This is a genomic window from Actinacidiphila sp. bgisy144 (genome assembly GCF_057708105.1).
This window is the reverse complement of the sequence record NZ_JBYIRM010000012.1, coordinates 136,766-161,098: the sequence shown is the minus strand read 5'-3', so window position 1 is coordinate 161,098 and position 24,333 is coordinate 136,766. Positions and strand designations below refer to the sequence as shown.

At 74.4% G+C, this 24,333-nt stretch carries 27 protein-coding genes, 1 pseudogene and 1 riboswitch; of the genes and pseudogenes, 12 read left to right on the top strand and 16 right to left on the bottom strand.

Translation table 11 applies throughout. The features are described 5' to 3' along the window. Positions 1-92 precede the first annotated feature (92 nt). Positions 93-1,397: an adenosylmethionine--8-amino-7-oxononanoate transaminase gene (locus AC3EVP_RS16515; protein WP_435130705.1), complete on the bottom strand. Its 1,305-nt coding sequence runs from the start codon at positions 1,395-1,397 to the stop codon at positions 93-95. Further along, a complete protein-coding gene (bioB, locus tag AC3EVP_RS16510) occupies positions 1,390-2,613 on the bottom strand; it encodes a biotin synthase BioB (RefSeq protein ID WP_435130704.1) in 1,224 nt (407 codons plus the stop codon). The genes AC3EVP_RS16515 and bioB overlap by 8 nt, the downstream gene beginning before the upstream one ends. A 243-nt stretch (positions 2,614-2,856) precedes the next feature. Here bioB and AC3EVP_RS16505 point away from each other — a divergent pair, with 243 nt between their 5' ends. After that, on the top strand, positions 2,857-4,029 hold the full coding sequence (locus AC3EVP_RS16505) for an 8-amino-7-oxononanoate synthase (RefSeq protein WP_435130758.1): 1,173 nt from the start codon (positions 2,857-2,859) through the stop codon (positions 4,027-4,029). Here the strand turns inward: AC3EVP_RS16505 and AC3EVP_RS16500 are convergent. Both AC3EVP_RS16500 and AC3EVP_RS16495 read right to left on the bottom strand, forming a co-directional pair. Continuing rightward, entirely contained in the window at positions 4,004-4,252 is a 249-nt protein-coding gene (locus tag AC3EVP_RS16500) for a DUF397 domain-containing protein (protein ID WP_435130703.1), read from the bottom strand. The genes AC3EVP_RS16505 and AC3EVP_RS16500 overlap by 26 nt on opposite strands. Next, positions 4,249-5,103 carry a helix-turn-helix domain-containing protein gene (locus AC3EVP_RS16495; RefSeq protein ID WP_335972356.1) on the bottom strand — a complete coding sequence of 285 codons (855 nt, stop codon included), beginning with the start codon at positions 5,101-5,103 and terminating at the stop codon, positions 4,249-4,251. Before AC3EVP_RS16495 ends, AC3EVP_RS16500 begins: the two co-directional genes overlap by 4 nt. Before the next feature lie 284 nt (positions 5,104-5,387). On the opposite strand from AC3EVP_RS16495, the gene AC3EVP_RS16490 reads away from it, so the two are divergent. Further along, positions 5,388-5,816 carry an ATP-binding protein gene (locus tag AC3EVP_RS16490; RefSeq protein ID WP_335972355.1) on the top strand — a complete coding sequence of 143 codons (429 nt, stop codon included), beginning with the start codon at positions 5,388-5,390 and terminating at the stop codon, positions 5,814-5,816. A 9-nt stretch (positions 5,817-5,825) separates the two neighbouring features. Here AC3EVP_RS16490 and AC3EVP_RS16485 read toward each other — a convergent pair. Further along, positions 5,826-6,249, bottom strand: a pseudogene (locus AC3EVP_RS16485) (hypothetical protein). Positions 6,250-6,373: 124 nt separating this feature from the next. On the opposite strand from AC3EVP_RS16485, the gene AC3EVP_RS16480 reads away from it, so the two are divergent. Beyond that, positions 6,374-7,042, top strand: a complete 669-nt coding sequence (locus AC3EVP_RS16480; protein ID WP_435130702.1) for an ADP-ribosyltransferase — start codon at positions 6,374-6,376, stop codon at positions 7,040-7,042. 74 nt (positions 7,043-7,116) lie between these two features. Here the strand turns inward: AC3EVP_RS16480 and AC3EVP_RS16475 are convergent, their stop codons facing one another. The 3 genes from AC3EVP_RS16475 to AC3EVP_RS16465 all read right to left on the bottom strand — a co-directional run bounded on the left by AC3EVP_RS16475 (position 7,117) and on the right by AC3EVP_RS16465 (position 9,162). Next, complete coding sequence (locus AC3EVP_RS16475; RefSeq protein ID WP_335972352.1) at positions 7,117-7,614, bottom strand: C40 family peptidase; 498 nt, start codon at positions 7,612-7,614, stop codon at positions 7,117-7,119. Positions 7,615-7,617: 3 nt separating this feature from the next. Then, positions 7,618-7,806: riboswitch (cyclic di-AMP (ydaO/yuaA leader) on the bottom strand. Between the two features lie 345 nt (positions 7,807-8,151). Beyond that, complete coding sequence (locus AC3EVP_RS16470) at positions 8,152-8,490, bottom strand: hypothetical protein (RefSeq protein WP_435130701.1); 339 nt, start codon at positions 8,488-8,490, stop codon at positions 8,152-8,154. Between the two features lie 6 nt (positions 8,491-8,496). Beyond that, complete coding sequence (locus tag AC3EVP_RS16465; protein WP_335972350.1) at positions 8,497-9,162, bottom strand: ATP-dependent Clp protease proteolytic subunit; 666 nt, start codon at positions 9,160-9,162, stop codon at positions 8,497-8,499. 57 nt (positions 9,163-9,219) lie between these two features. Between AC3EVP_RS16465 and AC3EVP_RS16460 the strand changes: the two genes are divergently transcribed. From AC3EVP_RS16460 to AC3EVP_RS16430, 7 genes are all read left to right on the top strand, one after another. After that, complete coding sequence (locus AC3EVP_RS16460) at positions 9,220-9,510, top strand: type II toxin-antitoxin system Phd/YefM family antitoxin (protein WP_435130700.1); 291 nt, start codon at positions 9,220-9,222, stop codon at positions 9,508-9,510. A gap of 67 nt (positions 9,511-9,577) precedes the next feature. Further along, entirely contained in the window at positions 9,578-9,880 is a 303-nt protein-coding gene (locus AC3EVP_RS16455) for an urease subunit gamma (RefSeq protein WP_335972348.1), read from the top strand. A 14-nt stretch (positions 9,881-9,894) separates the two neighbouring features. After that, entirely contained in the window at positions 9,895-10,239 is a 345-nt protein-coding gene (locus tag AC3EVP_RS16450; protein WP_435130757.1) for an urease subunit beta, read from the top strand. Continuing rightward, positions 10,232-11,953 (top strand): urease subunit alpha, encoded by a 1,722-nt coding sequence (locus tag AC3EVP_RS16445; RefSeq protein ID WP_435130699.1) that lies wholly within the window; start codon positions 10,232-10,234, stop codon positions 11,951-11,953. The genes AC3EVP_RS16450 and AC3EVP_RS16445 overlap by 8 nt, the downstream gene beginning before the upstream one ends. Before the next feature lie 6 nt (positions 11,954-11,959). After that, the gene (locus tag AC3EVP_RS16440) at positions 11,960-12,664 is read left to right on the top strand and encodes an urease accessory protein UreF (protein ID WP_435130756.1); all 705 of its coding nucleotides are present in this window, start codon (positions 11,960-11,962) and stop codon (positions 12,662-12,664) included. 31 nt (positions 12,665-12,695) lie between these two features. After that, a complete protein-coding gene (gene ureG / locus AC3EVP_RS16435; protein ID WP_335973001.1) occupies positions 12,696-13,373 on the top strand; it encodes an urease accessory protein UreG in 678 nt (225 codons plus the stop codon). After that, positions 13,370-14,167: an urease accessory protein UreD gene (locus AC3EVP_RS16430; RefSeq protein WP_435130698.1), complete on the top strand. Its 798-nt coding sequence runs from the start codon at positions 13,370-13,372 to the stop codon at positions 14,165-14,167. Before ureG ends, AC3EVP_RS16430 begins: the two co-directional genes overlap by 4 nt. 7 nt (positions 14,168-14,174) lie before the next feature. On the opposite strand, the gene AC3EVP_RS16425 is transcribed toward AC3EVP_RS16430, so the two are convergent. Together AC3EVP_RS16425 and AC3EVP_RS16420 are read right to left on the bottom strand one after the other, a co-directional pair. Further along, on the bottom strand, positions 14,175-14,738 hold the full coding sequence (locus tag AC3EVP_RS16425) for a YbaK/EbsC family protein (protein ID WP_435130697.1): 564 nt from the start codon (positions 14,736-14,738) through the stop codon (positions 14,175-14,177). Positions 14,739-14,806: 68 nt separating this feature from the next. Further along, positions 14,807-15,655, bottom strand: coding sequence for a TIGR02452 family protein (locus tag AC3EVP_RS16420; RefSeq protein ID WP_435130696.1), 849 nt, complete (start codon positions 15,653-15,655; stop codon positions 14,807-14,809). Between the two features lie 163 nt (positions 15,656-15,818). On the opposite strand from AC3EVP_RS16420, the gene AC3EVP_RS16415 reads away from it, so the two are divergent. Beyond that, positions 15,819-16,634 (top strand): DUF1707 SHOCT-like domain-containing protein, encoded by an 816-nt coding sequence (locus AC3EVP_RS16415; protein ID WP_435130695.1) that lies wholly within the window; start codon positions 15,819-15,821, stop codon positions 16,632-16,634. 42 nt (positions 16,635-16,676) lie between these two features. Here the strand turns inward: AC3EVP_RS16415 and AC3EVP_RS16410 are convergent, their stop codons facing one another. Next, positions 16,677-17,723: an NAD-dependent epimerase/dehydratase family protein gene (locus AC3EVP_RS16410; RefSeq protein ID WP_435130694.1), complete on the bottom strand. Its 1,047-nt coding sequence runs from the start codon at positions 17,721-17,723 to the stop codon at positions 16,677-16,679. Between the two features lie 208 nt (positions 17,724-17,931). On the opposite strand from AC3EVP_RS16410, the gene AC3EVP_RS16405 reads away from it, so the two are divergent. Continuing rightward, positions 17,932-18,810 (top strand): sulfotransferase family protein, encoded by an 879-nt coding sequence (locus AC3EVP_RS16405; RefSeq protein ID WP_435130693.1) that lies wholly within the window; start codon positions 17,932-17,934, stop codon positions 18,808-18,810. 51 nt (positions 18,811-18,861) lie between these two features. Here the strand turns inward: AC3EVP_RS16405 and AC3EVP_RS16400 are convergent, their stop codons facing one another. The 5 genes from AC3EVP_RS16400 to AC3EVP_RS16380 all read right to left on the bottom strand — a co-directional run bounded on the left by AC3EVP_RS16400 (position 18,862) and on the right by AC3EVP_RS16380 (position 24,128). Next, positions 18,862-19,734, bottom strand: a complete 873-nt coding sequence (locus tag AC3EVP_RS16400) for a hypothetical protein (RefSeq protein WP_435130692.1) — start codon at positions 19,732-19,734, stop codon at positions 18,862-18,864. A gap of 15 nt (positions 19,735-19,749) precedes the next feature. Continuing rightward, positions 19,750-20,730 carry a cytochrome c oxidase assembly protein gene (locus tag AC3EVP_RS16395; RefSeq protein ID WP_435130691.1) on the bottom strand — a complete coding sequence of 327 codons (981 nt, stop codon included), beginning with the start codon at positions 20,728-20,730 and terminating at the stop codon, positions 19,750-19,752. 99 nt (positions 20,731-20,829) lie between these two features. Then, the gene (locus tag AC3EVP_RS16390) at positions 20,830-21,855 is read right to left on the bottom strand and encodes a 6-phosphofructokinase (protein ID WP_335972339.1); all 1,026 of its coding nucleotides are present in this window, start codon (positions 21,853-21,855) and stop codon (positions 20,830-20,832) included. Positions 21,856-22,071: 216 nt separating this feature from the next. Next, entirely contained in the window at positions 22,072-22,800 is a 729-nt protein-coding gene (locus tag AC3EVP_RS16385) for a type 1 glutamine amidotransferase (protein ID WP_335972338.1), read from the bottom strand. An 89-nt stretch (positions 22,801-22,889) separates the two neighbouring features. Then, complete coding sequence (locus AC3EVP_RS16380) at positions 22,890-24,128, bottom strand: Mur ligase family protein (RefSeq protein ID WP_335972337.1); 1,239 nt, start codon at positions 24,126-24,128, stop codon at positions 22,890-22,892. Positions 24,129-24,333 lie beyond the last annotated feature (205 nt).

Sequence of the window (24,333 nt, the reverse complement as noted above, 5' to 3'; positions counted from 1 at the left end):
CCCGCCGCCGGTTACCCCGCCGCCCGGCCGCCGCTGCGGTGCCGCACACCGGAGCGGCGGCCGGGCGGTCAGGCGGGCGGTGAGGCTGGCGGTCAGGCGGCGGTGGCCGCGGCGACGACAGCCGCGGAGATACGGGCGATGTCGTCCGGGCCGGTGACGTAGGGGGGCATGGTGTAGACGAGGTCGCGGAAGGGCCGCAGCCAGACGCCGGCGGCGACCGCGGCGCGGGTGGCCGCGTCCATGTCGACGGGGTGGTCGAGCTGGACCACGCCGATCGCGCCGAGCACGCGGACGTCGCGCACGCCGGGCAGCGCGGCCGCGGGGGCGAGCCCTTCGCGCAGCCCGGCCTCGATCCGCTTCACCTCGGTCGCCCAGTCCTGGTCGAGCAGCACGTCCAGGGAGGCGTTCGCGACGGCCGCGGCGAACGGGTTGCCCATGAAGGTCGGGCCGTGGGCGAGCACCGGCACCTCGCCGCGCGAGATCCCCTCGGCCACCCGCGAGGTGCACAGGGCCGCGGCCAGGGAGACGTACCCGCCGGTGAGGGCCTTGCCGACGCACATCACGTCGGGGGCGACGCCCGCGTGGTCGGCGGCGAACAGCCGCCCGGTGCGGCCGAACCCGGTGGCGATCTCGTCGAACACCAGCAGCACGTCGTGCGCGTCGCACGCCTCCCGCAGCACCCGCAGGTAGCCGGGGGAGTGGAAGGCCATCCCGCCCGCGCCCTGCACCACCGGCTCCACCACGACCGCGGCGAGCTCGTCCGCGTGGCGGCCGATCAGGTCGTGCAGGTGGGCGGTGTACGCCTCGGACGGCTCCGCGTCGAATCCTGGCGGCGGGGCGTCCGCGAAGACCTGCTCCTGTAGCACACCGGACCATAGATGGTGCATACCGCCATCCGGGTCGCATACCGACATCGGCTGCCAGGTGTCGCCGTGGTACCCGCCGCGCCACGTCAGCAGCCGCCGCTTGCCCGGCCGCCCGAGCGAACGCCAGTACTGAAGGCACATCTTGAGGGCCACCTCGACCGACACCGAACCGGAGTCCGCGAGGAAGACGTGCCGCAGCGGCTCCGCGGTGATCTCCACCAGCCGCGCCGCCAGCCGCACCGCCGGCTCGTGGGTGAGCCCGCCGAACATCACATGGCTCATCCGGTCCACCTGGGCGTGGGCGGCCTCGTCGAGCACCGGGTGCCGGTAGCCGTGGATCGCCGCCCACCACGACGACATGCCGTCCACGAGTTCGGTACGGCCCTGCGCGGGCGCGGCCAGCCGCAGCCGCACCCCCGACGCCGACGCGACCACCAGCGGTTCCTGCCGGCCGGGCATCGGGCCGTACGGGTGCCAGACGTGCCGCCGGTCCAGGTCCAGCAGCACGTCCACGGGCAGCGGTTCAGGCATTGGGCGGCAGATCCGTCCCCGCGCCCCGGCGGCGTACGGCGACCAGGTCCGTACGGGCGCCCGCACCTGACGGGGCATCAGCCGAAGCCGAAGCCGAAGCCGAAGCCGCGGCCGCCGCCACCGGTTCCGGCGCGCCGTGCTCGCACGTGCCGCACGCCGAGTCGTGGCCGCCGCAGCCCGCACCGGCCGCCTCGCCGGCCTGCTGCTCGGAGCGCCGGTGCGCCGGCAGCGTCGTGGTGTCCGCGCCCTCCACCTCGAAGCCCGCGTCCGCGATCATGTCGAGGTCGGCCTGCCCGGCCTGCCCCTCGCTCGTCAGGTAGTCCCCGAGGAAGATCGAGTTGACCAGGTGCAGCGCGAGCGGCTGCATGCTGCGCAGGTGCACCTCGCGCCCGCCGGCCAGCCGCACCTCCACGTCCGGGCAGACGAACCGCACCATCGCCAGGATGCGCAGGCACCGCTGCGGGGTGAGGTTCCACTCCTTGGCCAGCGGGGTGCCCTCGAACGGGATCAGGAAGTTGACCGGCACCGAGTCCGGGTCCAGTTCCCGCAGCGAGAACACCACGTCCACCAGGTCCGCGTCGCTCTCGCCCATCCCCGCGATCAGCCCGGAGCACGCCGACAGCCCCGCCGCCTGCGCCTGCCGCACCGTGTCGACCCGGTCGGCGTAGGTGTGCGTGGTGGTGATGTCCGCGTAGGTGCCCTCGGAGGTGTTGAGGTTGTGGTTGTACGCGTCCGCGCCCGCGGCCCGCAGCCGCTCGGCCTGGTCGCCGGAGAGCAGCCCGAGGCACGCGCACACCTCCACGCCCTCGTTGCCCTCCTTGATCGCCTCGATGGTCTTCGAGACCCGGTCCACGTCCCGGTCGGTCGGGCCGCGCCCGCTGGCCACCAGGCACACCCGCTTCGCGCCGCCGGACACCCCCGCCGTGGCCGCCGCGACCGCCTCGTCGGGCCGCAGCCAGGTGTACTTCAGGATGTCGGCCTTCGAGCCCAGCCGCTGCGAGCAGTACGAGCAGTCCTCCGGGCACAGGCCGGACTTGAGGTTCACCAGGTAGTTGAGCTTGACCCGGCGGCCGAACCACTTGCGGCGCACCCGGCCCGCGGCCGCCACCACGTCGAGCAGTTCGTCGTCGGAGGTCGCGAGTACCGCGAGCGCCTCGTCCCGCGTCGGCGACTCGCGCCGCAGACCCTTGTCCACCAGTGCCGTCAGCAGATCCATGCCCGCAATCCTCGCCTACGGCGACGGGCCCGGCCAATGGCGCGCCGCACAACATCGGCGCGCTGGTATGTGTGCATCACCACACCCGGTACGGGCCCGGTCACCGAGTACGTTGCTGGCGTGGACAGCAGATCAGCGCAGCACGAACGGCCGGGCGGGCAGCCCGGCGACGGCTCCGGCGGGCGCACCGGCGGCGCGCCCGAAGCCCTCCCCGACGGCGGCCCCGGCCCCGTGCCCGAGGTCCTGCCCGGTGGCCCGTTCGGCTGGCTCACCGCCCAGGACCGGCTGCGGCGCGCCGCCGGGCTGCGCCGCGAACTGCGCCCCCGCGCCGCGGAGTCGGCACTGCTGGACCTGGCCGGCAACGACTACCTCGGCCTGACCCGCCACCCGGAGGTGGTCCGGGCCGGCGCCGACGCCTGCCTGACCTGGGGCGCGGGCGCCACCGGCTCCCGCCTGGTCACCGGCAGCACCGCGCTGCACGCCGAACTCGAGGCGGAGATCGCCGCGTTCACCGGTTTCGAGGCCGCCCTGGTCTTCGCCTCCGGCTACGCCGCCAACCTCGCGGCCGTCACCGCGCTCACCGGCCCCGGCACGCTGCTGGTCTCCGACGCCGCCAACCACGCCTCGCTGATCGACGGGTGCCGGCTGTCCAAGGCCGGTACCGAAGTGGTCGCGCACGCCGACCCGCAGGCCGTCCGCAAGGCGCTCAGCGGCGCCCGCGCGCCCGGGCAGGACGGTGCGGCCGCGCCCGGCGGCCCCGCGCTCGTCGCCAGCGACGCGGTGTTCTCCGTCGACGGCGACGCGGCCCCGCTGGCCGAACTCGCCGCGGCCTGCCGGGCGTACGGCGCGGCGCTGCTGCTCGACGACGCCCACGGCCTGGGCGTCATGGGCGAGGGCGGCCGCGGCAGCGCGCACCGGGCCGGACTCGCCGGCGCGCCCGACGTGGTGTGCACCGCGACCCTGTCGAAGTCCTTCGGCGCCCAGGGCGGGGTGGTGCTCGGCCCGGCCGCGGTGATCGAGCACCTCGTCAACGCGGCGCGGACGTTCATCTTCGACACCGGTCTGGCGCCGGCCGCCGCGGGCGCCGCGCTGGCGGCGCTGCGGCTGCTGCGCCGCGAGCCCGAACGGGCCGGCCGGGCCCGGCAGGTGGCCCGGGACTTCCACCGGCTGCTCACCGCGCGCGGTCTGGAGGCCACCGCGCCCGACGCGTGCGTGGTCTCCGTGCGCGCGCCTTCGCCCGACAGCGCGTTGGCGTGGGCGGCGCGCTGCCGGGACGAGGGCCTGGCGGTCGGCTGCTTCCGCCCGCCGTCCGTGCCGGACGGGGTCTCCCGGCTGCGGCTGACCGCGCGCTGCGACCTGACCGGCCCGCAGGTACAGCACGCGGTCGAGGTCATCGCCCGGACCGCTCCGCGCTGAGCAGGCTCCCCGCCGCCAGGTCGCGGACGAAGTCGCGCCACGCCTGCGGGGCGAAGAGCAGCGCCGGGCCGGCGACGTCCTTGGAGTCGCGGACGGCGGTCACCCCCGAGGGCAGTCGGGCGGCCTCGACGCAGTTGTTCGCCGCGGTGCTGTGGCTGCTGCGGCGCCAACGGGCGCCGGCCAGCGTCTGGCTGGAGGAAATGAAACGGGGCAGCGTGGTCATGAGAACTCCTTATGGATGCGGTTGATCATCTCAGCCGAATCCTCCTTGTGCAGAGAACGGCCACTCAATCGGGCGAACGCTGCTCCGTACGCCGCGATGTCCTCTTTCCGATCGACGTAGAGACTACTCGTCAAATGGTCGACAACAACCACGTCCAGATCGGCAATGCGCGGATATGAGAAGATGACGAAAGAATTTGTCACACCCTGGTGTCCGCCCGCGGTGAACGGGAGGATCTGAAGCCGCACCTGCGGCAGCTCCATCGCCTCGTGCAGCCGCAGCAGTTGCCCGGCCATCACCTCCGGGCCGCCCACCTCGCGGCGCAGCACCGACTCGTCGAGCACCGCCCACAGCTCCAGCGGCCGGTCCTGGCGCAGGACGGCCTGTCTGGCTATCCGTACGTCGACGAGCGCGTCCACCTCGCGTTCGCTCAGGTGCGGCATCACGTCTCGGGTCAGCGCGCGGGCGTAAGCGGGGGTCTGGAGCAGGCCCGGCACCACGCTGTTCTCCATCGAGCGGGCCCGGCACGCGCCGGTCTCCAGGGTGATGAAGTCCCGGTACTCCGTGGGCAGGACGTCGCGGAAGTCGTGCCACCAGCCGCGCTGGTAGCCGCGGCCGGCCAGGGTCCCCAGCAGGTCGCGCAGGTCGCGGTCGTGCACCGCGTACACGTCCAGCAGCACCTGGACGTCCTCGGGGCGGACGCTGCTCCGGCCGGTCTCGATCCGGCTGACCTTGGACTGGTGCCAGCCGGCGAGCCGGGCGGCCTCCTCGCTGGTCAGACCGGTCAGATCGCGCAGTCGGCGCAGCTCCTCGCCGAGCCGGCGCCGGCGTACGGCCGGGACTCGTTCCATGTGTTTCGCGCCTCCTGGGCTGAAGTCGTGCGGTCGTCGGTGGCCATCGTGCACGCGTGCCGTGCGTCGCGAACAGCGCGATACGACAGTGTGCCGACCAAATGCGTTCTCACGTAGCAGAGTTCACCGTTTTGAGCGACAGATATATGCATTAGGTGCTCGCGGCCTCGTATTGGCGGCACGATGGATGACACTCTGGCGCGAATCAGCCGCATCCGGACCTGGCCGTACGAATCCCGTGCGGACCGGTGCCCGGACCCGGCGGGAAAGGGAACAGCGTCACCATGGCTGACCTTCAGGAAGCATCCGTCACCCTGCCGAGTGACCCCGCGTCGGTCGCTGCGGCCCGGGCCTACGTGTGCGCACGGCTCGCCGAGTGGGGGCTGCCGCCCGACGCGCCGACCCTGGACTCCGTACGGCTGGCCGTCTCCGAACTCGCCACCAACGCGGTGCTGCACACCTCGGGCCTTTCGCCCAACTTCACGGTGGACATCCGGCTGGAGTGCGGCGAGCACTTGCACGTCGGGGTCACCGACTCCCACCCGCGCTGGCCGCAGCGCCTGCCCGGCGCCGTCCAGCAGGACAACGGCCGCGGCATGGCCATCGTCCGCCACCTCATCGCCGAGTCCGGCGGCCGCCTGCGCATCACCCCCACCTGCGACGGCGGCAAAACCGTCTGGTTCACCCTCCCCTGGTCCGTCCGCGTCCCCTGACCCCGCCCCTCACCCAGCGGCCGGCCGCTCGCGGGGCAGCAGCAGCGCCTCGGCGCCGACCGGGGCGAACCCCGCGGCCAGATGGGCCCGCAGGCTCGCCGCGTTACCGGGCGCGATCTGCGCCCACACCGGCCCGCCGGCCGGCACCAGATGGCGCGCGGCCAGCGCCAGCGCCCGCCCCAACCCCCGCCCCCGCCCGCCCGGTTCGACCTCCACAGCCGACTCCCACCCCGAGGTCCCCGCGGTAGCCGCCCGCCGGGGCGCCGGCGGGCACGGCCGCGTCGGCGAAGACCACGGTGTGCGCGGTGAACGCGATGACTCCGGCGTCCCGGGGTGAGGGCTGCGGCCAGAACGCCACGATGCCGTCCGGCGGCGGGAAGCGGCCCTGCGCGGCATCCGCGAGCAGGCGGGCGAGTTCGGCGGGGCGGGGCATCCGCGCATTGTCCCAGCGGGGCGGCACGTCGGGTTGAGGGGGCGTCAACTTCGGGGGGTGGGGGCGCGCCTACGAACGGGTGAGGGTCGGACGGGGGCGGGGGTCGGGGCGGCAGGCTACGGGCATGATCATGAACCGAGTCCGGTCGCTCGCCGCGGCCGGCGCGTTGACCCTGACCGCGGTGCTCGCCACGCAGACCTCCTCGGGGGCGGCGACGGCCGCGCCGAGCGCGGCGCCCGAAGCACCCGCGGCCGCGGCGGAGCTGTGCCCGGTCGTCCACGACCCGCTCTACGCCGCGGCCGACCGCAGCGTGGACGTGCACCGCATCGTGCCCGACCCGCCGGCGTACCGCACCAGCTGCGGGGAGCTGTACCGCGCCGACGGGCGCGCGCCGGCCGTCGTCTTCCACGACGGCTTCCACCCGAAGGCCCCGCAGGACGGGCAGTACGACCTGGCCGCCTACGTCGAGGTCAACCAGCCCTCGCCGTTCGTCAGCACCAGCTACGACCACGACCTGTACAAGCAGTGGAAGTCGGCCTACAACTACTACGTCGACGCGCCCGGCGGGATCGACGTCAACGCCACGATCGGCGACACCCACAAGTGGGCCGGCCAGCACGAAGTGGCCTTCGCCGGCGGCATCGACCGCCGCTTCATCGTGGGTGCCTGCCCGGTGGACAAGGCGACCAAGAGCGAGATCCTCGCCGACTGCGTCCGCAACCCGTACTACGTGCCCTGGCGGCTGGTCCCCGCGCCCGAGCCGCAGGGCCCGGAGCTGGTCCCGGTGGGCTGAGCCGGGCGCTGCCCCCCGGCCCGTACTACCGCCCCGTCCGTACCGCCCCGCCGGGCTGGTACGGGCGGGGCGGGTCACGTGACGCGGCCGTACCAGACGGCCCGGGACCAGATGTGCTCCAGGCGGACGCTGGCGCCGGTCTTGGGTGCGTGCCAGATGTTCCCGGCGCCGGCGTAGATACCGACGTGGTAGACGGACGCCCCCGAGCTGCCGGTGTGGAAGAAGACGAGGTCGCCGGCGCGGCGGGAGTGCGCCGCGATGTGGGTGGTGCGGTTGTACTGCGCCGCGGCGGTGCGCGGCAGCTTCTTGCCGGCGCGCTTGAAGGAGTACTGCGTCAGCCCCGAGCAGTCGAAGCGGTAGGGCCCGGTGGCGCCCCACTGGTAGGGCGCGCCCTTCTTCGAGGCGGCGATGCTGAGCGCTTTCGCGGCCAGCGTGGCGGCGTCCGCGCGCTGGGCGGTGCCCGGCAGGAGCGCGGGGACGGAGACGGCGGCCGCGGTGAGCAGGGAGGCGGCGCCGAGCCGGGAGAGCCGGGAAGCGGCCGGCCGGAAGCAGCTGCGGTTGGGCGTACACATGCGCAACCCTTCGTCATCAGCCTGCGAAGGATGACCTGTCGGGTTCGGGCTGGCGAAGATGCCCGGCCGCATGCGGCGGCTTCACCCCAAGGCCGGCTGCGCGACCACCGGGAAGGGCGGGCGCGAAGCGGCCGTCGTGCTGGGTCCTCCGCTCCTGCCGTTGCACTCGTGTCGACCTGGCATCCGCGCGTCGGCAGGACTGGGCATCCGCACGGACCGCCCCGCCACGGCGGCGGGGGCTTGTCGTCACCACGGATCGTTACGCATACGACACGGCCGCGCCGGGACAGAAACGCAGAGTGTGACATTCGTCACTGTGCGTACATGCGGGTGAAGCGGGCCGCCCCGGCGCCGTCCGCGCCCCGGCGCCGTACCGGCTGAACTGGGCGGACCGTGCCGCGCGCCGGGGTGGTCCAGCCGACACGCGCAATCGCGCGGCCTTCTGCCAGGGCGGTTCCCGCTACGCCGACGGGTGGACGGGGCGAAGCCGCCGTGTCGGGCAACCCGGTGACAGGCCGTGAGGTGCGCACCGCCCGCTCAGGGGCGGACGGGACCGTCCGGGCCGCCCGGATCGGCGGCGGGGGCCGCGGCGACCGTGACCCGCGCGGCCCGCCGCTCCCCGTCCAGCACCCGCAGCGCCCGCCCGAGCGTGGCGTGGTGCAGTGCGGTCTCACCGCGCAGGTGCATCACCGTGAGCGCGTCGCGCAGCGCCACCGCCCGCCCGACGAGCGCCTGCGCGGCCCGCAGCGCGGTGTACGTGTCGGTGGTGCGCGAGGGGTTGATCCGGCCCAGCAGGTCGACCAGTTCGAGGTAGCAGTCGACGAGTTCGCCCTCGGAGCGGGTGAGGGCGGGCAGCGGCGGAGGTTCGGGCGACACGGCGGCCTACCGCGCCCCGGTGCCGCGCGCGCCGCCCGCGCCCGGGCCCGTACCGGTCTTGCGGCTGGTGGTGACCACGTCCACCAGCCCGTACGCCACCGCCGCCGGCGCGTCGAAGATCGTGTCGCGCTCCAGGTCCGCTGCCACCTTCTCGGCCGGCTGCCCGGTGTGCCGCACCAGCAGCGCCTCCAGCCGCTCCCGGGTGCGCAGCAGCTCCTTCGCCTGGATCTCCAGGTCCGAGACGTCGCCCTGCACCACGTCGCCCAGGGACGGCTGGTGGATGAGGACCCGGGCGCCCGGTGTGATCATCCGCTTGCCGGGGGCGCCCGCCGCCAGCAGCACCGACGCCGCCGACGCGGCCTGCCCGATGCACACCGTCGCCACGTCGCAAGTGACGAACTGCATCGTGTCGTAGATGGCGGTCATCGCGGAGAACGAGCCGCCGGGGGAGTTGATGTAGATGCTGATGTCCAGGTCGGGGGAGGCGCTCTCCAGGTGGACCAGCTGCGCCATCACGTCGTTGGCGGAGGTGTCGTCGATCGGCGTGCCCAGGAAGACGATCCGCTCCTGGAGCAGCTTGGAGTAGGGGTCCATGGTGCGGACGCCGTTGCTGCTGCGCTCGGTGAACTCGGGCAGGACGTAGCGCGCCGTGGGTGTCGGGCGGTCGGTCATCGCACACCTCCGTCAGGTCAAAATGTACAGGACGTACATCTCGTTATGATGGTGAGCATGACCCATGACGTCCCGGTGACACAAGCGCGCGCCCAGCTCGCCGAACTGATCAACCGCGTGGTGTACGGCGGTGAGCAGGTGGTGCTGACCCGGCACGGCAGGCCGCTGGTCGGCCTGGTATCCGCCGCTGACCTGCAACGACTGCGGGAACTCGACGAACGGGCCGACGACGAGGTGATCAGCACGGTCTCCACGGTGGGCGGCCGCGCGTCCGCCACGGGCGAACGCCGCCGGTTCGGCATCGCCGCCGAGCACCGCGGCCCGCAACCCGGAGACCACCGCCCGTAACAGGCGTTAACGTATCCGTAACCGCGCCGACGTACTCTCACCACCCCGAGGACAGTGAGGTGCGGCTGTGCGGTTGACCCCCCATGAGCAGGAGCGGCTGCTGATCCATGTGGCCGCGGACGTGGCCGAACGGCGGCGCGCCCGCGGGGTGCGGCTCAACCACCCCGAGGCGGTGGCGCTGATCACCGCGCACATCCTCGAAGGGGCGCGCGACGGGCGCGGGGTGGCGGAGCTGATGGCCTCCGGGCGCGGCGTGCTCAGCCGCGCGGAGGTCATGGACGGCATCCCGGAGATGATCCCAGAGGTGCAGGTCGAGGCGACCTTCCCCGACGGCACCAAGCTCGTCACCGTCCACCAGCCGATCGTCTGAGGGCGGTGACCACGGTGATTCCCGGAGAGGTCCTGCCCGCCGACGGCGGGGTGCCGATCAACGCCGGCCGCCCGGTGACCCGGCTGACCGTCCTCAACGAAGCGGACCGGCCGGTGCAGGTCGGTTCGCACTACCACTTCGCCGAGGCCAACCCGGGGCTGCGGTTCGACCGCGCCGCCGCGTACGGCCTGCGGCTGAACATCGCGGCCGGTACCGCCGTGCGCTTCGAGCCGGGCATCCCGGCCGAGGTGGAGCTGGTGCCGATCGGCGGGCAGCGGGTCGTCGCGGGGCTGCGCGGGCAGACCGCCGGTCCGCTGGACGGCGCCGGCCTGACAGAGAAGGGAGCCACCGGTGCCTGAGCTGTCCCGGGCCGTATACGCCGACCTCTACGGGCCCACCACCGGCGACCGTATCCGGCTGGCCGACACCGACCTGCTCATCGAGGTCGAACGCGACCTCGCCGGCGGGCCCGGCACCGCGGGTGACGAGGCCGTCTTCGGCGGCGGCAAGGTGATCCGCGAGTCCATGGGCCAGGGCCGGGCCACCCGCGCCGAAGGCGCCCCCGACACGGTGATCACCGGCGCGGTGGTGCTGGACCACTGGGGCGTGGTCAAGGCCGACATCGGCATCCGCGACGGCCGGATCACCGCGCTGGGCAAGGCCGGCAACCCCGAGACGATGGACGGCGTCCACCCCGACCTCGTCATCGGCCCCGACACCGAGATCATCGCGGGCAACGGCGCGATCCTGACCGCCGGGACCATCGACGCGCACGTCCACTTCATCTCGCCGACCCTCGTCGACCAGGCCCTCGCCTCCGGGGTGACCACCCTCGTCGGCGGCGGCACCGGCCCGGCCGAGGGCACCAAGGCGACCACGATCACTCCCGGCGGCTGGCACCTGGCGCGGATGTTCGCCGCGCTGGAGGCGTACCCGGTGAACATCGGGCTGCTCGGCAAGGGCAACACCGTCAACGAGCCCGCCATGCACCGCCAACTGCAAGGCGGCGCCGTCGGGTTCAAGATCCACGAGGACTGGGGCGCGACCCCCGCCGCGATCGACGCGTGCCTGCGGGTGTGCGAGCGCAGCGGCGCCCAACTCGCCATCCACACCGACACGCTGAACGAGGCCGGGTTCGTGGAGGACACCCTCGCCGCGATCGCCGGACGCGGGGTGCACGCCTACCACACCGAGGGCGCCGGCGGCGGCCACGCACCCGACATCATCACCGTCGTCTCGCAGCCCCACATCCTGCCGTCCTCCACCAACCCCACGCGCCCGCACACCGTCAACACCGTCGAGGAGCACCTCGACATGCTGATGGTCTGCCACCACCTCAACCCCGCCGTCCCGGAGGACCTCGCCTTCGCCGAGTCCCGCATCCGGCCCACCACCATCGCCGCCGAGGACGTACTGCACGACCTGGGCGCCATCAGCATCATCAGCTCCGACTCCCAGGCGATGGGCCGCATCGGCGAGATCGCCACCCGCACCTGGCAGACCGCGCACGTCATGAAGCGCCGCCGCGGCGCCCTGCCCGGCGACGGCCCCGCCGACAACCACCGGGCCCGCCGCTACGTCGCCAAGTACACGATCAACCCCGCCGTCGCCCAGGGCCTCGACGCGGAGATCGGCTCCGTGGAGCCCGGCAAGCTCGCCGACCTGGTGCTGTGGCGGCCCGCCTTCTTCGGCGTCAAGCCCGACCTGGTCATCAAGGGCGGGCAGATCGCGTACGCCCAGATGGGCGACGCCAACGCCTCCATCCCCACACCCCAACCGGTGCTGCCCCGGCCGATGTTCGGCGCTGTCGGCGCCGCGCCCGCCGCGAACTCGGTCAACTTCGTGAACCAGGCCGCCATCGACGACGCGCTGCCCGAACGGCTCGGCCTGGCCAAGCAGTTCACCGCGACCGCCAGCACCCGCGCCGTCACCAAGGCCGACATGCGGGAGAACGACGCGCTGCCACGGGTCGAGGTCGACGCCGACACCTTCACCGTGCGGATCGACGGCGAGGTGGTCGAACCCGCACCCGCCGCCGAACTTCCCATGGCCCAGCGGTACTTCCTTTTCTGAGGCATGATGGCGAACGAACGCGCCAGCCATGTGCCCGGCACGCGGGCCGCGCTCCTGCTGCTCACCGACGGCCGCTTCCCGGCCGGCGGCCACGCCCACTCCGGCGGCGTCGAGGCCGCCGTGGCCGACGGCAGGGTGCGCGACCCGGGCAGTCTCGCGGAGTTCTGCCGCGGCCGGCTGCACACCACAGGACAGGTCGCCGCCGCACTGGCCGCGGCGGCGACCGCCGGGGCCGACCCGCTCGGCCTCGACGAGGCCGCCGACGCCCGCACCCCGTCCGCGGCCCTGCGCGCGGCCTCCCGGCGGCTGGGCCGCCAACTCCTGCGCGCCGCACGGGCGGTGTGGCCGGCGCCCGCGCTCGACGCGCTCGCCGCGGCCCGGCCGCGCGGCGCCCACCAGGCCGTCGTGCTCGGCCTCACCGCCGCCGCGGCCGGCCTGCCACCCGCCGACGCGGCCCACGCGGGCGCCTACGACAGCGTGAGCACCCCGGCGTTCGCCGCCGTACGGCTGCTCGGCCTCGACCCCTTCCACGCGGCCGCCGTCCTGGGCCGCCTCGCCCCCGAGGTCGACTCCGTCGCGGCCGCCGCCACCGCGGCCGCCGAACGCGCCTGCCGCGAAGGGCCGGACACCCTCCCCGCGCCCTGCGCGCCCCTGATCGACCTCGACGCGGAGGCCCACGCGGCCTGGCCCGTCCGGCTCTTCGCGTCATGACCCGCACCAGCGAGAAAGCGAGTGGTTGACCATGCACCTGGACCATCCCGAGGTGTTCCCCCAGCGGTACACGTCGTCCGCGCAGGCCGGCGGGCGCGCCCTGCGGATCGGGTTCGGGGGACCGGTGGGATCGGGGAAGACCGCGACGGTGGCGGCGCTGTGCCGGACACTGCGGGACTCCCTGGCGATCGGCGTGGTCACCAACGACATCTACACCCGGGAGGACGCCGACTTCCTGCTGCGCGAGGCGGTGCTGCCGCCGGAGCACATCGTGGCGGTGGAGACCGGCGCGTGCCCGCACACCGCGATCAGGGACGACATCTCGGCGAACCTGGAGGCGGTGGAGGAACTGGAGGAGTCGGTCGGCCCGCTGGACCTGGTGCTGGTGGAGTCCGGCGGGGACAACCTGACGGCGACCTTCTCCCGCGGCCTGGTGGACGCGCAGGTGTTCGTGATCGACGTCGCCGGCGGCGACGACATCCCCCGCAAGGGCGGCCCCGGGGTGACCACGGCCGACCTGCTGGTGGTCAACAAGACGGACCTGGCCCCCTACGTCGGCGCGGACCTGCGGCGGATGGCCGTCGACGCGGAGGCCCAACGCGGCCCGCTGCCGGTGCTGTTCACCTCGGTCCGGCAGCCCGGCGGGGTGGACCCGGTCGCCCGGTGGGTCGGTGAGCGCCTCGCGGCCTGGACGGCGGTCCGCGCATGAGCGCACCCGCGGCGACGGTGGACGGCGCGCGCGGCGTGGCGGCCGTCGCCCGGATACGGGCCGCGCCCGACGGCCGCGGCGGCACCGCACTGCCGCTGCTGGCCGGGGACGGACCGCTGGCGCTGCGCAGGACCGGGCCGGCCGGCAGCGAGGCACGGGTGACCGTGGTCGGCGCGATGACCGCGCCGCTCGGCGGGGACCGGCTGCGGATCGAGGCCGAGGCGGCGCCCGGCGCCCGGCTGACCGTCGGCGCGTCGGCGGCCACCGTGTCACTGCCCGGCCGCGGCGGCGAACAGGCCACGTACGACGTGCGGTTGACCGTCGGCGCCGGCGCCGTACTGCGGTGGCTGCCCGAACCGCTGATCGCCGCCCGCGGCAGCGACCTCAAGGCCGCCACCCGGGCCGAACTCGCCCCCGGCGCCCGGCTGGTGCTGCGCGAGGAGCAGATCCTCGGCCGCTACGGCGAACCGGCCGGACGCCTGTCCAGCCGCCTCACCGTACGCCTGGACGGGCGCCCGCTGCTCGACCAGGAACTCTCCTTCGGCCCCGGCGCCACCCCCGGCTGGGCCGGGCCCGCCGTCCTCGGCGGCCACGGCGCCGTCGGCCAACTCCTGCTGGTGGCACCGGACCTGGCCGGCCAGGCGGCCGAACGCGCCGACGTGCCCCCCGCCTCCGGCCGCGCCGCCCTGACCCCGCTGGCCGGCCCCGCGCTGCTCGTCACCGCGCTCGCCCCCGACGGGCGGATGCTGCGCCGGCTGCTCGACGGCTACCTGCGGCGGTTCGGGGCCGAGTAGCCGCCGATCAGTCCGCGGCCGCCGCGATCGCCTCCGTGCGGGGCGCGGCGATCCGCACGTAGTCCTTGGTGCTCAGCGCCAGCGACCGGTCCAGGCGGGCGGCGTTGAAGTACAGCTCGTCATGGACCAGCAGCTCCGGGTCGACGACGAGTTCGAGCTTCTCGTCGAAGGAGAACGGCAGCACCGTGCCGCTCACGCTCCCCGCCAGCCGCTCGGCGATGTCTCGCGACGCGAACGACACATACGTGCCCGACAGCAGCCCCTTCACCGCCGCCAAGTCCACTCGGCGGTCGCCGGGCACCACGGCCAGCACGTAACGGGTCACCTTCTTGCCGACCTTGACCATCACCACGATGCACTTGGCCGCCTGCGCCAGGGAGTTGCCGCGCAGCGCGCTCACCAGCTCGGTGGCGCCCTGCGGTGCGTGGTCCAGGACGCGGTAGGCGGCGCCCTGCCCGTCCAGCAGCGCGATCAGCCGGTCGTACGTCTCGTACGTCCCGGACGTCCCGTGCGCCTCGTGTGTGCCGGGCGCGCCCTGCTCCTGCCGCCCCTGCGTGTCCTGCTCGCTCATGCCCCGCTCGCTCACTGTGCCGGTGCTGCTGCCTGGTCGACTCCTGCCGGGTACGGCGCCGTTGCCGCTCACGGCGCGCCGGGTGCGAACACGGCCGCGAACGCCGCCCGGGTGGGGGAGTCCCCGCGCCGGTCCAGCACCGCGAAGACCGCCTCGTCCACCAGGGGCGCGAACCGCCCGCCCGGACCGAGCAGCGCCGCGAAGGCGCCCGCGACCACGGCCGGGTCGTTGCGGAACACCCCGCACCCCCACGCGCCGAGCACCAGCCGCCGGTAGCCGTGCGCGGCGGCCACCTCCAGGACGCGTTCGGCGCGCACCGCCAGCGCCGGCCCGACCTCCGGTACCCGCTCGGGCATCGTACGCGCGATCACGCCCGCGTTCGGCGCCGGGGAGGTGAGGAAACCGGCGAGGAAGGGACGCGCGAGCAGCGCGCCGGAGTCGGCGCGGAAGACCGGCACGGCGGGGGAGTGGATGACGCGGTCGCTGTAGAAGGTGTCGCGGTCCGCGCGGTGGTGGGCGTAGAACTCCGGGGCGCGCAGCAGGCAGGAGTACAGCGCCGAGGCGCGGCACAGCGCCTCCTCCTGCGCCTGGGCGCCGTTGAGGTAGCCGCCGCCGGGGTTGCGGGCCGAGGCGAAGTTGAGCACCGCGACCGGGCCGCCGCCCGCCGCGGCCAGCCGGCCGGCCGCCGCGGTGCTGCTCTCCGCGGTGACCGTGCAGCGCGCACCCGGGCCGCCCGCGACCGCGCCCCGCTCCTCGACCGGCACCTCGACCGGCCCGGGCCCGTACACCGCCGTGCCGTCCGCCGCCCGCGCCACCAGCTCGGCCAGCTCCACCCGGCGGCCGTCCGGCCCGGTGTAGCCGCCCTCGGCCACGATCCGCTCGTTCTCGCGGGCGATGTTCCGCAGACGTGCACTCATGGACCAGCACGCTACGGTCAACTCCCCGGCCGGCGCGATCGGTTATCGGCGGCGCCGGCGGGCGGCAGCGGCCGCGGGCGTGCGGTGCCGTCACCTTGCGGCGGCCGGAAGACGCGATATATCGTGAACCTGGTTCCGTCCCGTCCCGCCAGGAGGTCGCCCCGTGTCCGATCGGTCGTCACCCAAGCCGGCCGAGCCGGGCGGCAGCACCGGCAGCGACGCGCACATCCGGGTCTCGGACGACGAACGGGACCAGGTGGCGGCGCTGCTCGGCGACGCGCTGGCCGTCGGGCGGCTCGACGTCACCGAGCACGCCGAGCGGCTGGAGGCGGTCTACGCCGCCCGCACCCGCGGCGAACTCGTCCCGCTCACCGCCGACCTGCCCTCGCCCGCCCCGGGGGAGTCGCTGGTCTCTCCCGGCGACAGCGCCCCCATCGAGGCGCTCTTCGCGAAGGTGCGGCGCGCGGGCCAGTGGCCGGTGCCCCCGCACACCACCGCGCGCGCCCGCTTCGGCGCGATCGTCATCGACCTGCGGCAGGCGATGTTCACCCGCCGCGAGGTGGTCATCGACGCCAGGTCGCTCTTCGGCAAGATCGAGATCCTGGTCCCGGACAACGCCCACGTCTACGACACCGGGTCGGCGGTCTTCGGCAAGCGGTCCCAGAGCGGGCGCCGCAAAGGCGACGAGGCCGACGGGCCGGTGGTGCGGATCACCGGGCGCTCCGTCTTCGGGCACGTGCGGGTCACGCGCGGCTCGAAGTGGGCGTGGTGGGTCGGCCACCACATGGGCGGCGCCTTCGGCGGGCACCTCGGCGAGCGCATGGAGGAGCGGATGGAGCACCTGGGCCGCCACATGGAGGCCCGGATGGAGTTCATGGGGCGGCGGATGGAGCGGCACATGGGGCGCGGACCGGGCCGGGGTCCCTGGACGGGCCGCGGCCCGGAGGAAAGCCCCGGCCGCGACACCGGCGACGCCTGAGCGCCCCGGGCCGCCGCCCGTCCATGGGCCCCGGCCCCGCGGTCAGCCCCGCGCGTCGAGCCAGGCGTCCTCCGCCGCGTAGTCGAACCAGTTGTTCGCGCCCACCGACATGCCCGCCACCTTCGGAAAGCGCTCCCGCCAGTCGCCCCCGCCGGCCAGCTCCCGCGTCAGCCACGCCACCGTCTCCGGCAGCGACTCCTCGTACGCCGTGACGGCGCGGTAGCCCAACTCCCGTTCGGCTGCGGCCATGTCCAGCACCATCGGGTGCGGCATCCCCCACGGGTGGTCGCCCACCGTCGGCGCCGGCGGCGGGCCGTCCACGAGCACCGTCTCGACGCTGCGGCCCAGCACCGCGTCGATCGCGTCGCCGATCTCCGCCGCGGTCGGCACCGCCGGGTCACCCGCGTTCAGCACCCGCGCCCCGGGTCGGCGCGCGGCCAGCCGCACCAACTCGGCCAGGTTCGCCACGTGCACCGGGTGGAACCGGCTGCGGCCGCCGTACGCCAGCACCCGCACCGTACGGCCGTCCAGCGCCCGCTTGACGAAGTACAACTCGCGCGGCAGCGGGCTGTACGGCCCGTGGACCGCACCGGCCCGCAGCAGCGTGCAGGGCAGCCGGTCGCCCGCCGCGAGCAGCCGCTGCTCCAGCTCGACCTTGCGGGTGGCGTACGACGACGGGCCCGGGTCCACCGTCGGCCAGGTCTCGGGCAGCGGCACCGGATAGCGCGGGGCGCCGTCCGGCTCCTCCTGCGTGTCGAAGTTGCGGCCCTGGCTGTCCTGGTAGACCGCGGCGCTGGAGACCACCACGGCCGAGCCGACCCGGTCGGCCAGGCCCAGCAACTGGTCGGCGTGGCCGCCGTCGTACGCGACGCAGTCCAGGAGCACGTCGACACCGTCGCCCAGCGCGGCGCCCAGCGCGGCGGTGTCCGCGCGGTCCACCCGGACGTTGCGCACCTGCGGCGGCCACGCCGGGTCGGCGCCCCCGCCCCGCGAGGCCGCGATCACCTCCCACCCGTCAGCGGCGAGCGCCTGCACGGCCCGCCGGCCGATCTGACCTGATGCTCCGAGAACGAACGCGGTACCTGTCATGCCGCGACGCTACGGCCGCAGGCGACCGGCCCACCAGGCCCTTTCGCCCTGCGCGGATACGCCCTGGGCGCAACCCGGCCCCACCGCACGGGCGTTCGCGGCGGCCGTCCGCCGCACCGGACCGGGGGCGCGGACTCTCATGGGATTCTCAAGTGATTCCCAAGCTCCTCCCATCGCAGATCCAAGTACACGCCCTACAGTTCCCGGCATGTCGAGGCTCCGCACCGCGAACTCCCTGCTGAGAAAGGGCGCCCGCGCCCGCCTGACCAGGACCGCTCCGCCGTCCCCGGCGCCCGCGCGCGACCCGGCGGCCCCCGGCCCGGTCACCGCGTCGGCCCGGCCCCCGGCCGACCCCGCCACCGACCGGCTGCTGCGCGCACCGGTGTTCATCCTGTCCGCCCCGCGCTCGGGCTCCACCCTGCTGCGGGTCATCCTCAACAGCCACTCGCGGCTGTGCGCGCCGCACGAGACCCACGTCCGGATGCTGCACGTACGGCAGTCCACGCCCACCGTCACCGCCGCGATGGACTCGTTCGGCCACAACACCGCCGACATCGAACACCTGCTGTGGGACCGCGTCCTGCACCGCGAGCTGGTCCGCAGCGGCAAGCCGACCCTCGTGGAGAAGACCCCGAGCAACGTCTTCGTCAGCGAGCGGCTGGCCACCTGCTGGCCCGACGCCCGCTTCGTGTTCCTGCTGCGCCACCCGGCCTCCGTGGCCCGCTCCTGGCACGAGGGCGACCCCGCCGGGCGCCCCATGGAGCGGGCGGTCCCCCATGTCCTGGCGTACATGGAGCAGTTGGAGCGCACCCGGCGGCAACTGCCCGGCCACACCGTCCGCTACGAGTCGCTGACCGCGGACCCGGAGGGCGAGACCCGGAAGGTCTGCGTCTTCCTGGACATCCCCTGGGAGGAGTCGATGACCGCCTACGGTGACAACGACCACGGGGAGTTCGTCAAGGGGCTCGGCGACTGGAAGGACAAGATCAGGACCGGCACGGTGCAGCGCAGCCGCCCGCTGCCGACGCCGGAGGAGATCCCCGCGGCGCTGCTGCCGATGTGCCGCACCTGGGGCTACCTGGACTGAGCCGCGCCCCGCCGCTCGGGCGACGCGGTGCGGGGCCGGGCCAGGCGTCGGTCAGGCCGCCGGGTCCGGGCGGTCCGGGGCGCCCTCGTCGTAGTGCGCGAACCACGGCAGGCCCGCCGAGGCGTAGGCCGCCCGGTCCACCGGGGAGTCGGGGGCCGGGCGCCCGGTGACCTGCTCCCAGCGCGCCGCCGAGACCAGGTGCACCCACACCCGCGCGGACGGCTCGTCCCGCCAGTCGTCCAGCGGCCGCGGGTCGGGGTAGACCTCCTGCCGCATCCGCCCGCCCGCACCCAGGCCCGTCGCGGCCGCGTCGACCCGCAACGCCTCGCCCGGCGCGGGCGCCGCCAGCGGCACCCCGGGCACCGGCCCGGACCGGCCGCCGGGCCGGGCCGCGCCCCAGCCTGCCCGGTCCTGCGCGGCCCCCGCGCGGGCCCGGGCATGCGCGCGCAACTCGAAGACCTGCAACTGCAGCCGGGCCCCCGCCGCCGCGGCCGGTCCCGGCCCCGGCGGTGTCGCCACGAACTGCCGGGTGGTGCCCCGCCCGGAACTGATCCCGTCCAGCCACGGCTGCCGCGGCAGCACCAGGTAGTTCTGCGGGTCCTGCGCCAGCCGGCCGCTCCAGGGGCGCCCCGACACCGCGCACACCGCCCCGGCCCGCACCTGGAGGGCGACCGGCGCGGAAGCGGCGAACCCCAGCCACACCGCCTCCCGCTGGAGCACCGGCAGCAGCACCCCGCCGCCGTCCGGCCCCTGGTCGACCGCACCGTCCGGGCCGTCCGCCGCCGCCCGCAGCGGAAAGGCACCCAGCCCCGGCGGCAGCGGATGGGTCCCGGACTCCGGCAGCCGCAGCGTCCGCATGAAGCGCACCACGGCCCCGCCGGGCAACTCCAGCGCCCCGCCCGCCACTCTCACCAGCCCGCCCACGCGCGGCCCCCTTCGTCAGCCGCGGCTGCGCGCCTCCAGCGACGCCAGATAGGCGTTGTACGCGACGAGCTCCGCATCCCCGTTGCGGTCGGCGGCCCGGTCGGTGCGGCGCGCCTGCCGCTTCTCGGAGGTGTACCACTGGAACAGCAGGGCCACCAGCACGACCACCGACGGGATCTCGCTGAACGCCCAGGCGATGCCGCCGGCCGCCGTCTGGTCGCTGAGCGCCTGCACCCCGAGCGAGGCCGGCGGGTGCTTGAAGGTGGACACCATCGGCTCGCTCGCCATCATCAGCGCGATCCCGAAGAACGCGTGGAAGGGCATGCCCGCGAACAGCTCCAGCATCCGCATCACGTACCCCGAGCGGTGCGGGCCCGGGTCCACGCCCATGATCGGCCAGAAGAACGCCAGGCCGACCGCCAGGAAGTGCACCATCATCGCGATGTGCCCGGCCGGGCTGCGCATCAGGTCGTCGAAGATCGGTGTGAAGTACAGCCCGTACAGGCTCGCCACGAACAGCGGGATGGTGAACGCCGGGTGCGAGACCACCCGCACCACCCGGCTGTGCAGCACCTTCACCAGCACCTCGCGCGGGCCGGTGCGGCCCTGCCCGGCCGTCGGCAGCGCCCGCAGCGCCAGCGTCACCGGCGCGCCCAGCAGCAGCAGGATCGGCGAGAGCATGCTCAGCACCATGTGCTGCACCATGTGCACGCTGAACATCGCCATGCCGTAGTCGTTGAGCTTGGTGCACATGGTGACGCCGATGGTCAGCACACCCACCGCGAACGCGATCGTCCGGCCCGGCGCCCAGCGGTCGCCGCGCAGCCGCAGCCGCGCCACGCCCCAGCCGTACAGCGCCAGCATCAGCACGCACAGCACCAGGAAGAACGGATCACCGCCGAAGGCCAGTGCCCGGCCGAGCGTGAACGGCGGAAGCTCCGCGTCCATACCCGGCATTCCCGGCATGGCCAGCAACGCCGAACTGCCGTGATCCATCTGTCACTCCTTCACCCGAGGTGCCCCACCAGACTAGAACCGCCCCCGGTCGGCGGTCCGACCGGGGGCGTGGGCGGCGAGGCGCGCCGGGCGCGGGTCTCAGAGCACGCACTCCGCCTCGGTGTACCGCTCGGCGGGCACCGTCTTGAGCTGCTCGACGGCCTCCGCCAGCGGCACCAGGTTGATGTCGGTGCCGCGCAGCGACGTCATCATGCCGAACCGGCCGTGGTGCACCGCCTCCACCGCGTGCCAGCCGAAGCGGGTGGCGAGCACCCGGTCGTACGCCGTGGGGGTGCCGCCGCGCTGGACGTGGCCGAGGATCACCGGGCGGGCCTCCTTGCCGAGCCGCTCCTCCAGCTCCACCGAGAGCTGGTTGGCGACGCCGGTGAAGCGCTCGTGCCCGTAGACGTCGGTGGCGCCCGCGGTGAAGTCCATCGTGCCCTCGCGGGGCTTGGCGCCCTCGGAGACGACCACTATCGCGAACTTCTTGCCCGCCTCGAAGCGCTTGCCGACCACGTCGGCCAGCTCCTCCACGTCGAACGGCCGCTCCGGCACCACGATGGCGTGCGCGCCGGCCGCCATGCCCGAGTGCAGCGCGATCCACCCGGTGTGCCGGCCCATGACCTCCACGATCAGCACCCGCTGGTGCGACTCGGCGGTGGTCTTCAGCCGGTCCAGCGCCTCGGTGGCCACGGTCACGGCGGTGTCGAAGCCGAAGGTGACGTCGGTGGAGGCGATGTCGTTGTCGATCGTCTTCGGCACGCCGACTATCGGCAGCCCCGCGTCCGACAGCAGCCGGGCCGCCTTGAGGGTGCCCTCGCCGCCGATCGGGATGATCGCGTCCAGGCCGAGGTCCGCGACATGGCCGCGGGCCTGCTCCACGCCGCCGCGCAGGTGGGCCGGCTGGACCCGGGACGAGCCGAGGATGGTGCCGCCGCGCGCCAGGATGCCGCTGACCGCGTCGAGGTCGAGCTTGCGGTAGTCGCACTCCAGCAGGCCCTTCCACCCGTCGTGGAAGCCGATGACCTCGTCACCGTGGTCCACCACGGCGCGGTGCACCACGGAACGGATGACGGCGTTCAGCCCGGGGCAGTCGCCGCCGCTGGTCAGGACACCAATTCGCATCGCTCGCTACTCCTGCAACTCAACCAGGCGGCCGGACCCCTTCGTCCGGATGGATCACGGCTCAGCTTACCCGGCGCCCGGACCCTCCAGTCAGGCTCGTCCCGTCTGTGCGGCTCGCTCTCCACACGGAGGCAGCCGCACAGACAGGGGCGCGGGGAACTGCGCGACCAGCCACGACGTCGCGCAGGACGGCCGGAGACCGCAACCCGGGAGCGGTCAGGCAGGCTGCACCGCCGCGGCGATCCGTTCCTCGCGCAGGGCGTCGTACCACTGGTCGTCGACCGGCGGCAGCGCGTTGACGTCCAGGGCCAGTTTGATCAACATGTCCGCGATGTGCGGGTTTCGGGCCATGACGGGGCCGTGCATGTAGGTGCCGAAGACCGTGTCGTTGAAGGCGCCCTCGGTGCCGTCGCCGGTGCCGTTGCCGCGGCCGACCCGCACCCGGGCGAGGGGGCGGGCGGCGGGCCCGAGGTGCGTGACGCCCTGGTGGTTCTCGAAACCGGTCAGCTGCGGCAGCCCGAGCTGCGGGTCGATGTCGGCCAGCACGTCGCCGACGCACCGCTCGCCCTCGCCGCGGGTGCTCACCACGTCCAGCAGGCCCAGGCCCGGCTCGGGGCGGCCGAGGTCGTTGACGAACTCGTGGCCGAGGATCTGGTAGCCCGCGCAGACGGAGAAGACGATCGCGCCGTTGGCCACCGCCCGGTTCAGCCCGCCGTCGCGGCGCAGCCGCTCGGCCGCCAGCCGCTGCGGCCGGTCCTCGCCGCCGCCGACCAGGTAGATGTCGCCGGAGGTCGGGATCGGCTGGTCGGAGCGGACGTCGACGCGGGTGACCGGCACCCGGCGCTGCTGCGCGCGGCGCTCCACGACCAGTGCGTTGCCCTGGTCGCCGTAGGTGCTGAGCAGGTCGGGGTAGACCCACACCAGGCGCAGGCTGGAATCACTCATGCGTGCTTCTCCTCGGGTCCGTTGTCGGGGCCGGGTCTGGGGCCGGGCCTGCGACGACCAGGGGTCGTGCGCGGGTCCCGCCAGCCCGTTCAGTTTCCGACCTTGCGGCGCAGGTCCTGGAAGGCGGTGTAGTTGGCGATCGCCTCGATCCGGCCGGGCGGCGCGCTGCGCACCGCCTCGTCCAGGTCGGCGCAGACCCGGAAGTCCAGGCCGGCCACCTCCAGGCGGACCGCCAGGTCCAGCCGCCGGTCGCCGAGCACCATGATCGGGTGCCCGGCCAGCCGGGTGTAGTCCACGTCCCACAGCCAGGAGGTGTCGGTGCCGTCGGCGCCGCGCGCGTTGACCGACAGCACGACCGGCGCCGGCGGCTGGTCGATCAGCGAGAACGTCTCCAGCCAGCCCGCCGGGTTCTTCGCCAGCAGCAGCCGCACCTGGCGCTGCTGGTAGGTGACCACGTCGTAGCGCCCGGCGACCGCCTGCACCTTGTACATCCGCTCCAGCGCGACCTTGGGGTCGATGCCGAAGGCCGCGGCGACCGCGGTGGACACCGCCGCGTTGGACTTGTTGGCGCGGCCGGGCAGTTGGAGGTGGATCGGCCACGCGACGCCGTACGGGTCCACCACGTGGTCGCCGGACAGCGCCCACGTCGGGGTCGGGCGGCGGAAGCCGCACTCGCCGCAGTACCAGTCGTCGGACGGGCGCTGGAGCACCCCGCCGCAGGACGGGCAGGACCAGGCGTCGTCCTTCCACGCCTGCCCGGCGGCCACCCACACCACGGTCGGGCTGGAGGAGGCGGCCCAGACGATCAGCGGGTCGTCGGCGTTGGCGACGACGATCGCGTCGGAGCCGGCCAGCCCCTCGCGCCACTTCTCGGCGAGCATCCGGGTCTCGGCGGCGCGGTCGAGCTGGTCCCGGGAGAGGTTGAGCAGCGCGATCGCCTTCGGGGTGACGTCGCGCGCCACTCCGGCGAGGTACTTCTCGTCCACCTCGATGACGCCGAACCTCGCGTCCGAGCCGCCGGCCAGCGCCGAGGTGATGCCGGCGGGCATGTTCGCGCCGAGCGCGTTGGACACCACCGGTCCGCCGGCGCGCAGCGCCTCGGCGAGCAGGCGGGTGGTGGTGGTCTTGCCGTTGGTCGCCGACACCAGTACGACGTCCAGGTGGCGGGCGAGGCGCGCGAGCAGGTCGGGGTCGAGCCTCAGCGCGACCTTGCCGCCGATCACCGATCCACTGCCCTTGCCTGCGACGCGGGAGACCGCGGCCGCGGCCTTGCCCGCCGTCACGGCGAGCTTCGCCCGCGGCGTCAGCGGCTCAGAGTTGCCTGCCATCCTGTTGTTTCCTCCTCGACTTGCGCCCGGCGCCAGCCTATCGACTTCCAGGCGGGGGAGTTGACCGCCGCGGCGCCCGGCGGGGCGCGCGGTCCGCGGAGCGACGCGGATGGCCGTGCGCGGCCGGCCCGGGGGCGGTCGGGGTCGGTCAGGGGACAGGCCGGGGATTGGTGCGGGTCCGCCCGGGGCGGTCTGTCCGGAGTGG

What these genes read in the sequence shown, in the direction of transcription:
- AC3EVP_RS16515 (WP_435130705.1), bottom strand. Translation starts at nt 1,397, where the DNA reads ATGCCTGAACCGCTGCCCGTGGACGTGCTGCTGGACCTGGACCGGCGG.
- bioB (WP_435130704.1), bottom strand. Translation starts at nt 2,613, where the DNA reads ATGGATCTGCTGACGGCACTGGTGGACAAGGGTCTGCGGCGCGAGTCG.
- AC3EVP_RS16500 (WP_435130703.1), bottom strand. Translation starts at nt 4,252, where the DNA reads ATGACCACGCTGCCCCGTTTCATTTCCTCCAGCCAGACGCTGGCCGGC.
- AC3EVP_RS16495 (WP_335972356.1), bottom strand. Translation starts at nt 5,103, where the DNA reads ATGGAACGAGTCCCGGCCGTACGCCGGCGCCGGCTCGGCGAGGAGCTG.
- AC3EVP_RS16490 (WP_335972355.1), top strand. Translation starts at nt 5,388, where the DNA reads ATGGCTGACCTTCAGGAAGCATCCGTCACCCTGCCGAGTGACCCCGCG.
- AC3EVP_RS16480 (WP_435130702.1), top strand. Translation starts at nt 6,374, where the DNA reads ATGATCATGAACCGAGTCCGGTCGCTCGCCGCGGCCGGCGCGTTGACC.
- AC3EVP_RS16475 (WP_335972352.1), bottom strand. Translation starts at nt 7,614, where the DNA reads ATGTGTACGCCCAACCGCAGCTGCTTCCGGCCGGCCGCTTCCCGGCTC.
- AC3EVP_RS16465 (WP_335972350.1), bottom strand. Translation starts at nt 9,162, where the DNA reads ATGACCGACCGCCCGACACCCACGGCGCGCTACGTCCTGCCCGAGTTC.
- AC3EVP_RS16460 (WP_435130700.1), top strand. Translation starts at nt 9,220, where the DNA reads ATGACCCATGACGTCCCGGTGACACAAGCGCGCGCCCAGCTCGCCGAA.
- AC3EVP_RS16440 (WP_435130756.1), top strand. Translation starts at nt 11,960, where the DNA reads ATGGCGAACGAACGCGCCAGCCATGTGCCCGGCACGCGGGCCGCGCTC.
- ureG (WP_335973001.1), top strand. Translation starts at nt 12,696, where the DNA reads ATGCACCTGGACCATCCCGAGGTGTTCCCCCAGCGGTACACGTCGTCC.
- AC3EVP_RS16430 (WP_435130698.1), top strand. Translation starts at nt 13,370, where the DNA reads ATGAGCGCACCCGCGGCGACGGTGGACGGCGCGCGCGGCGTGGCGGCC.
- AC3EVP_RS16425 (WP_435130697.1), bottom strand. Translation starts at nt 14,738, where the DNA reads ATGAGCGAGCAGGACACGCAGGGGCGGCAGGAGCAGGGCGCGCCCGGC.
- AC3EVP_RS16420 (WP_435130696.1), bottom strand. Translation starts at nt 15,655, where the DNA reads ATGAGTGCACGTCTGCGGAACATCGCCCGCGAGAACGAGCGGATCGTG.
- AC3EVP_RS16410 (WP_435130694.1), bottom strand. Translation starts at nt 17,723, where the DNA reads ATGACAGGTACCGCGTTCGTTCTCGGAGCATCAGGTCAGATCGGCCGG.
- AC3EVP_RS16405 (WP_435130693.1), top strand. Translation starts at nt 17,932, where the DNA reads ATGTCGAGGCTCCGCACCGCGAACTCCCTGCTGAGAAAGGGCGCCCGC.
- AC3EVP_RS16395 (WP_435130691.1), bottom strand. Translation starts at nt 20,730, where the DNA reads ATGGATCACGGCAGTTCGGCGTTGCTGGCCATGCCGGGAATGCCGGGT.
- AC3EVP_RS16390 (WP_335972339.1), bottom strand. Translation starts at nt 21,855, where the DNA reads ATGCGAATTGGTGTCCTGACCAGCGGCGGCGACTGCCCCGGGCTGAAC.
- AC3EVP_RS16385 (WP_335972338.1), bottom strand. Translation starts at nt 22,800, where the DNA reads ATGAGTGATTCCAGCCTGCGCCTGGTGTGGGTCTACCCCGACCTGCTC.
- AC3EVP_RS16380 (WP_335972337.1), bottom strand. Translation starts at nt 24,128, where the DNA reads ATGGCAGGCAACTCTGAGCCGCTGACGCCGCGGGCGAAGCTCGCCGTG.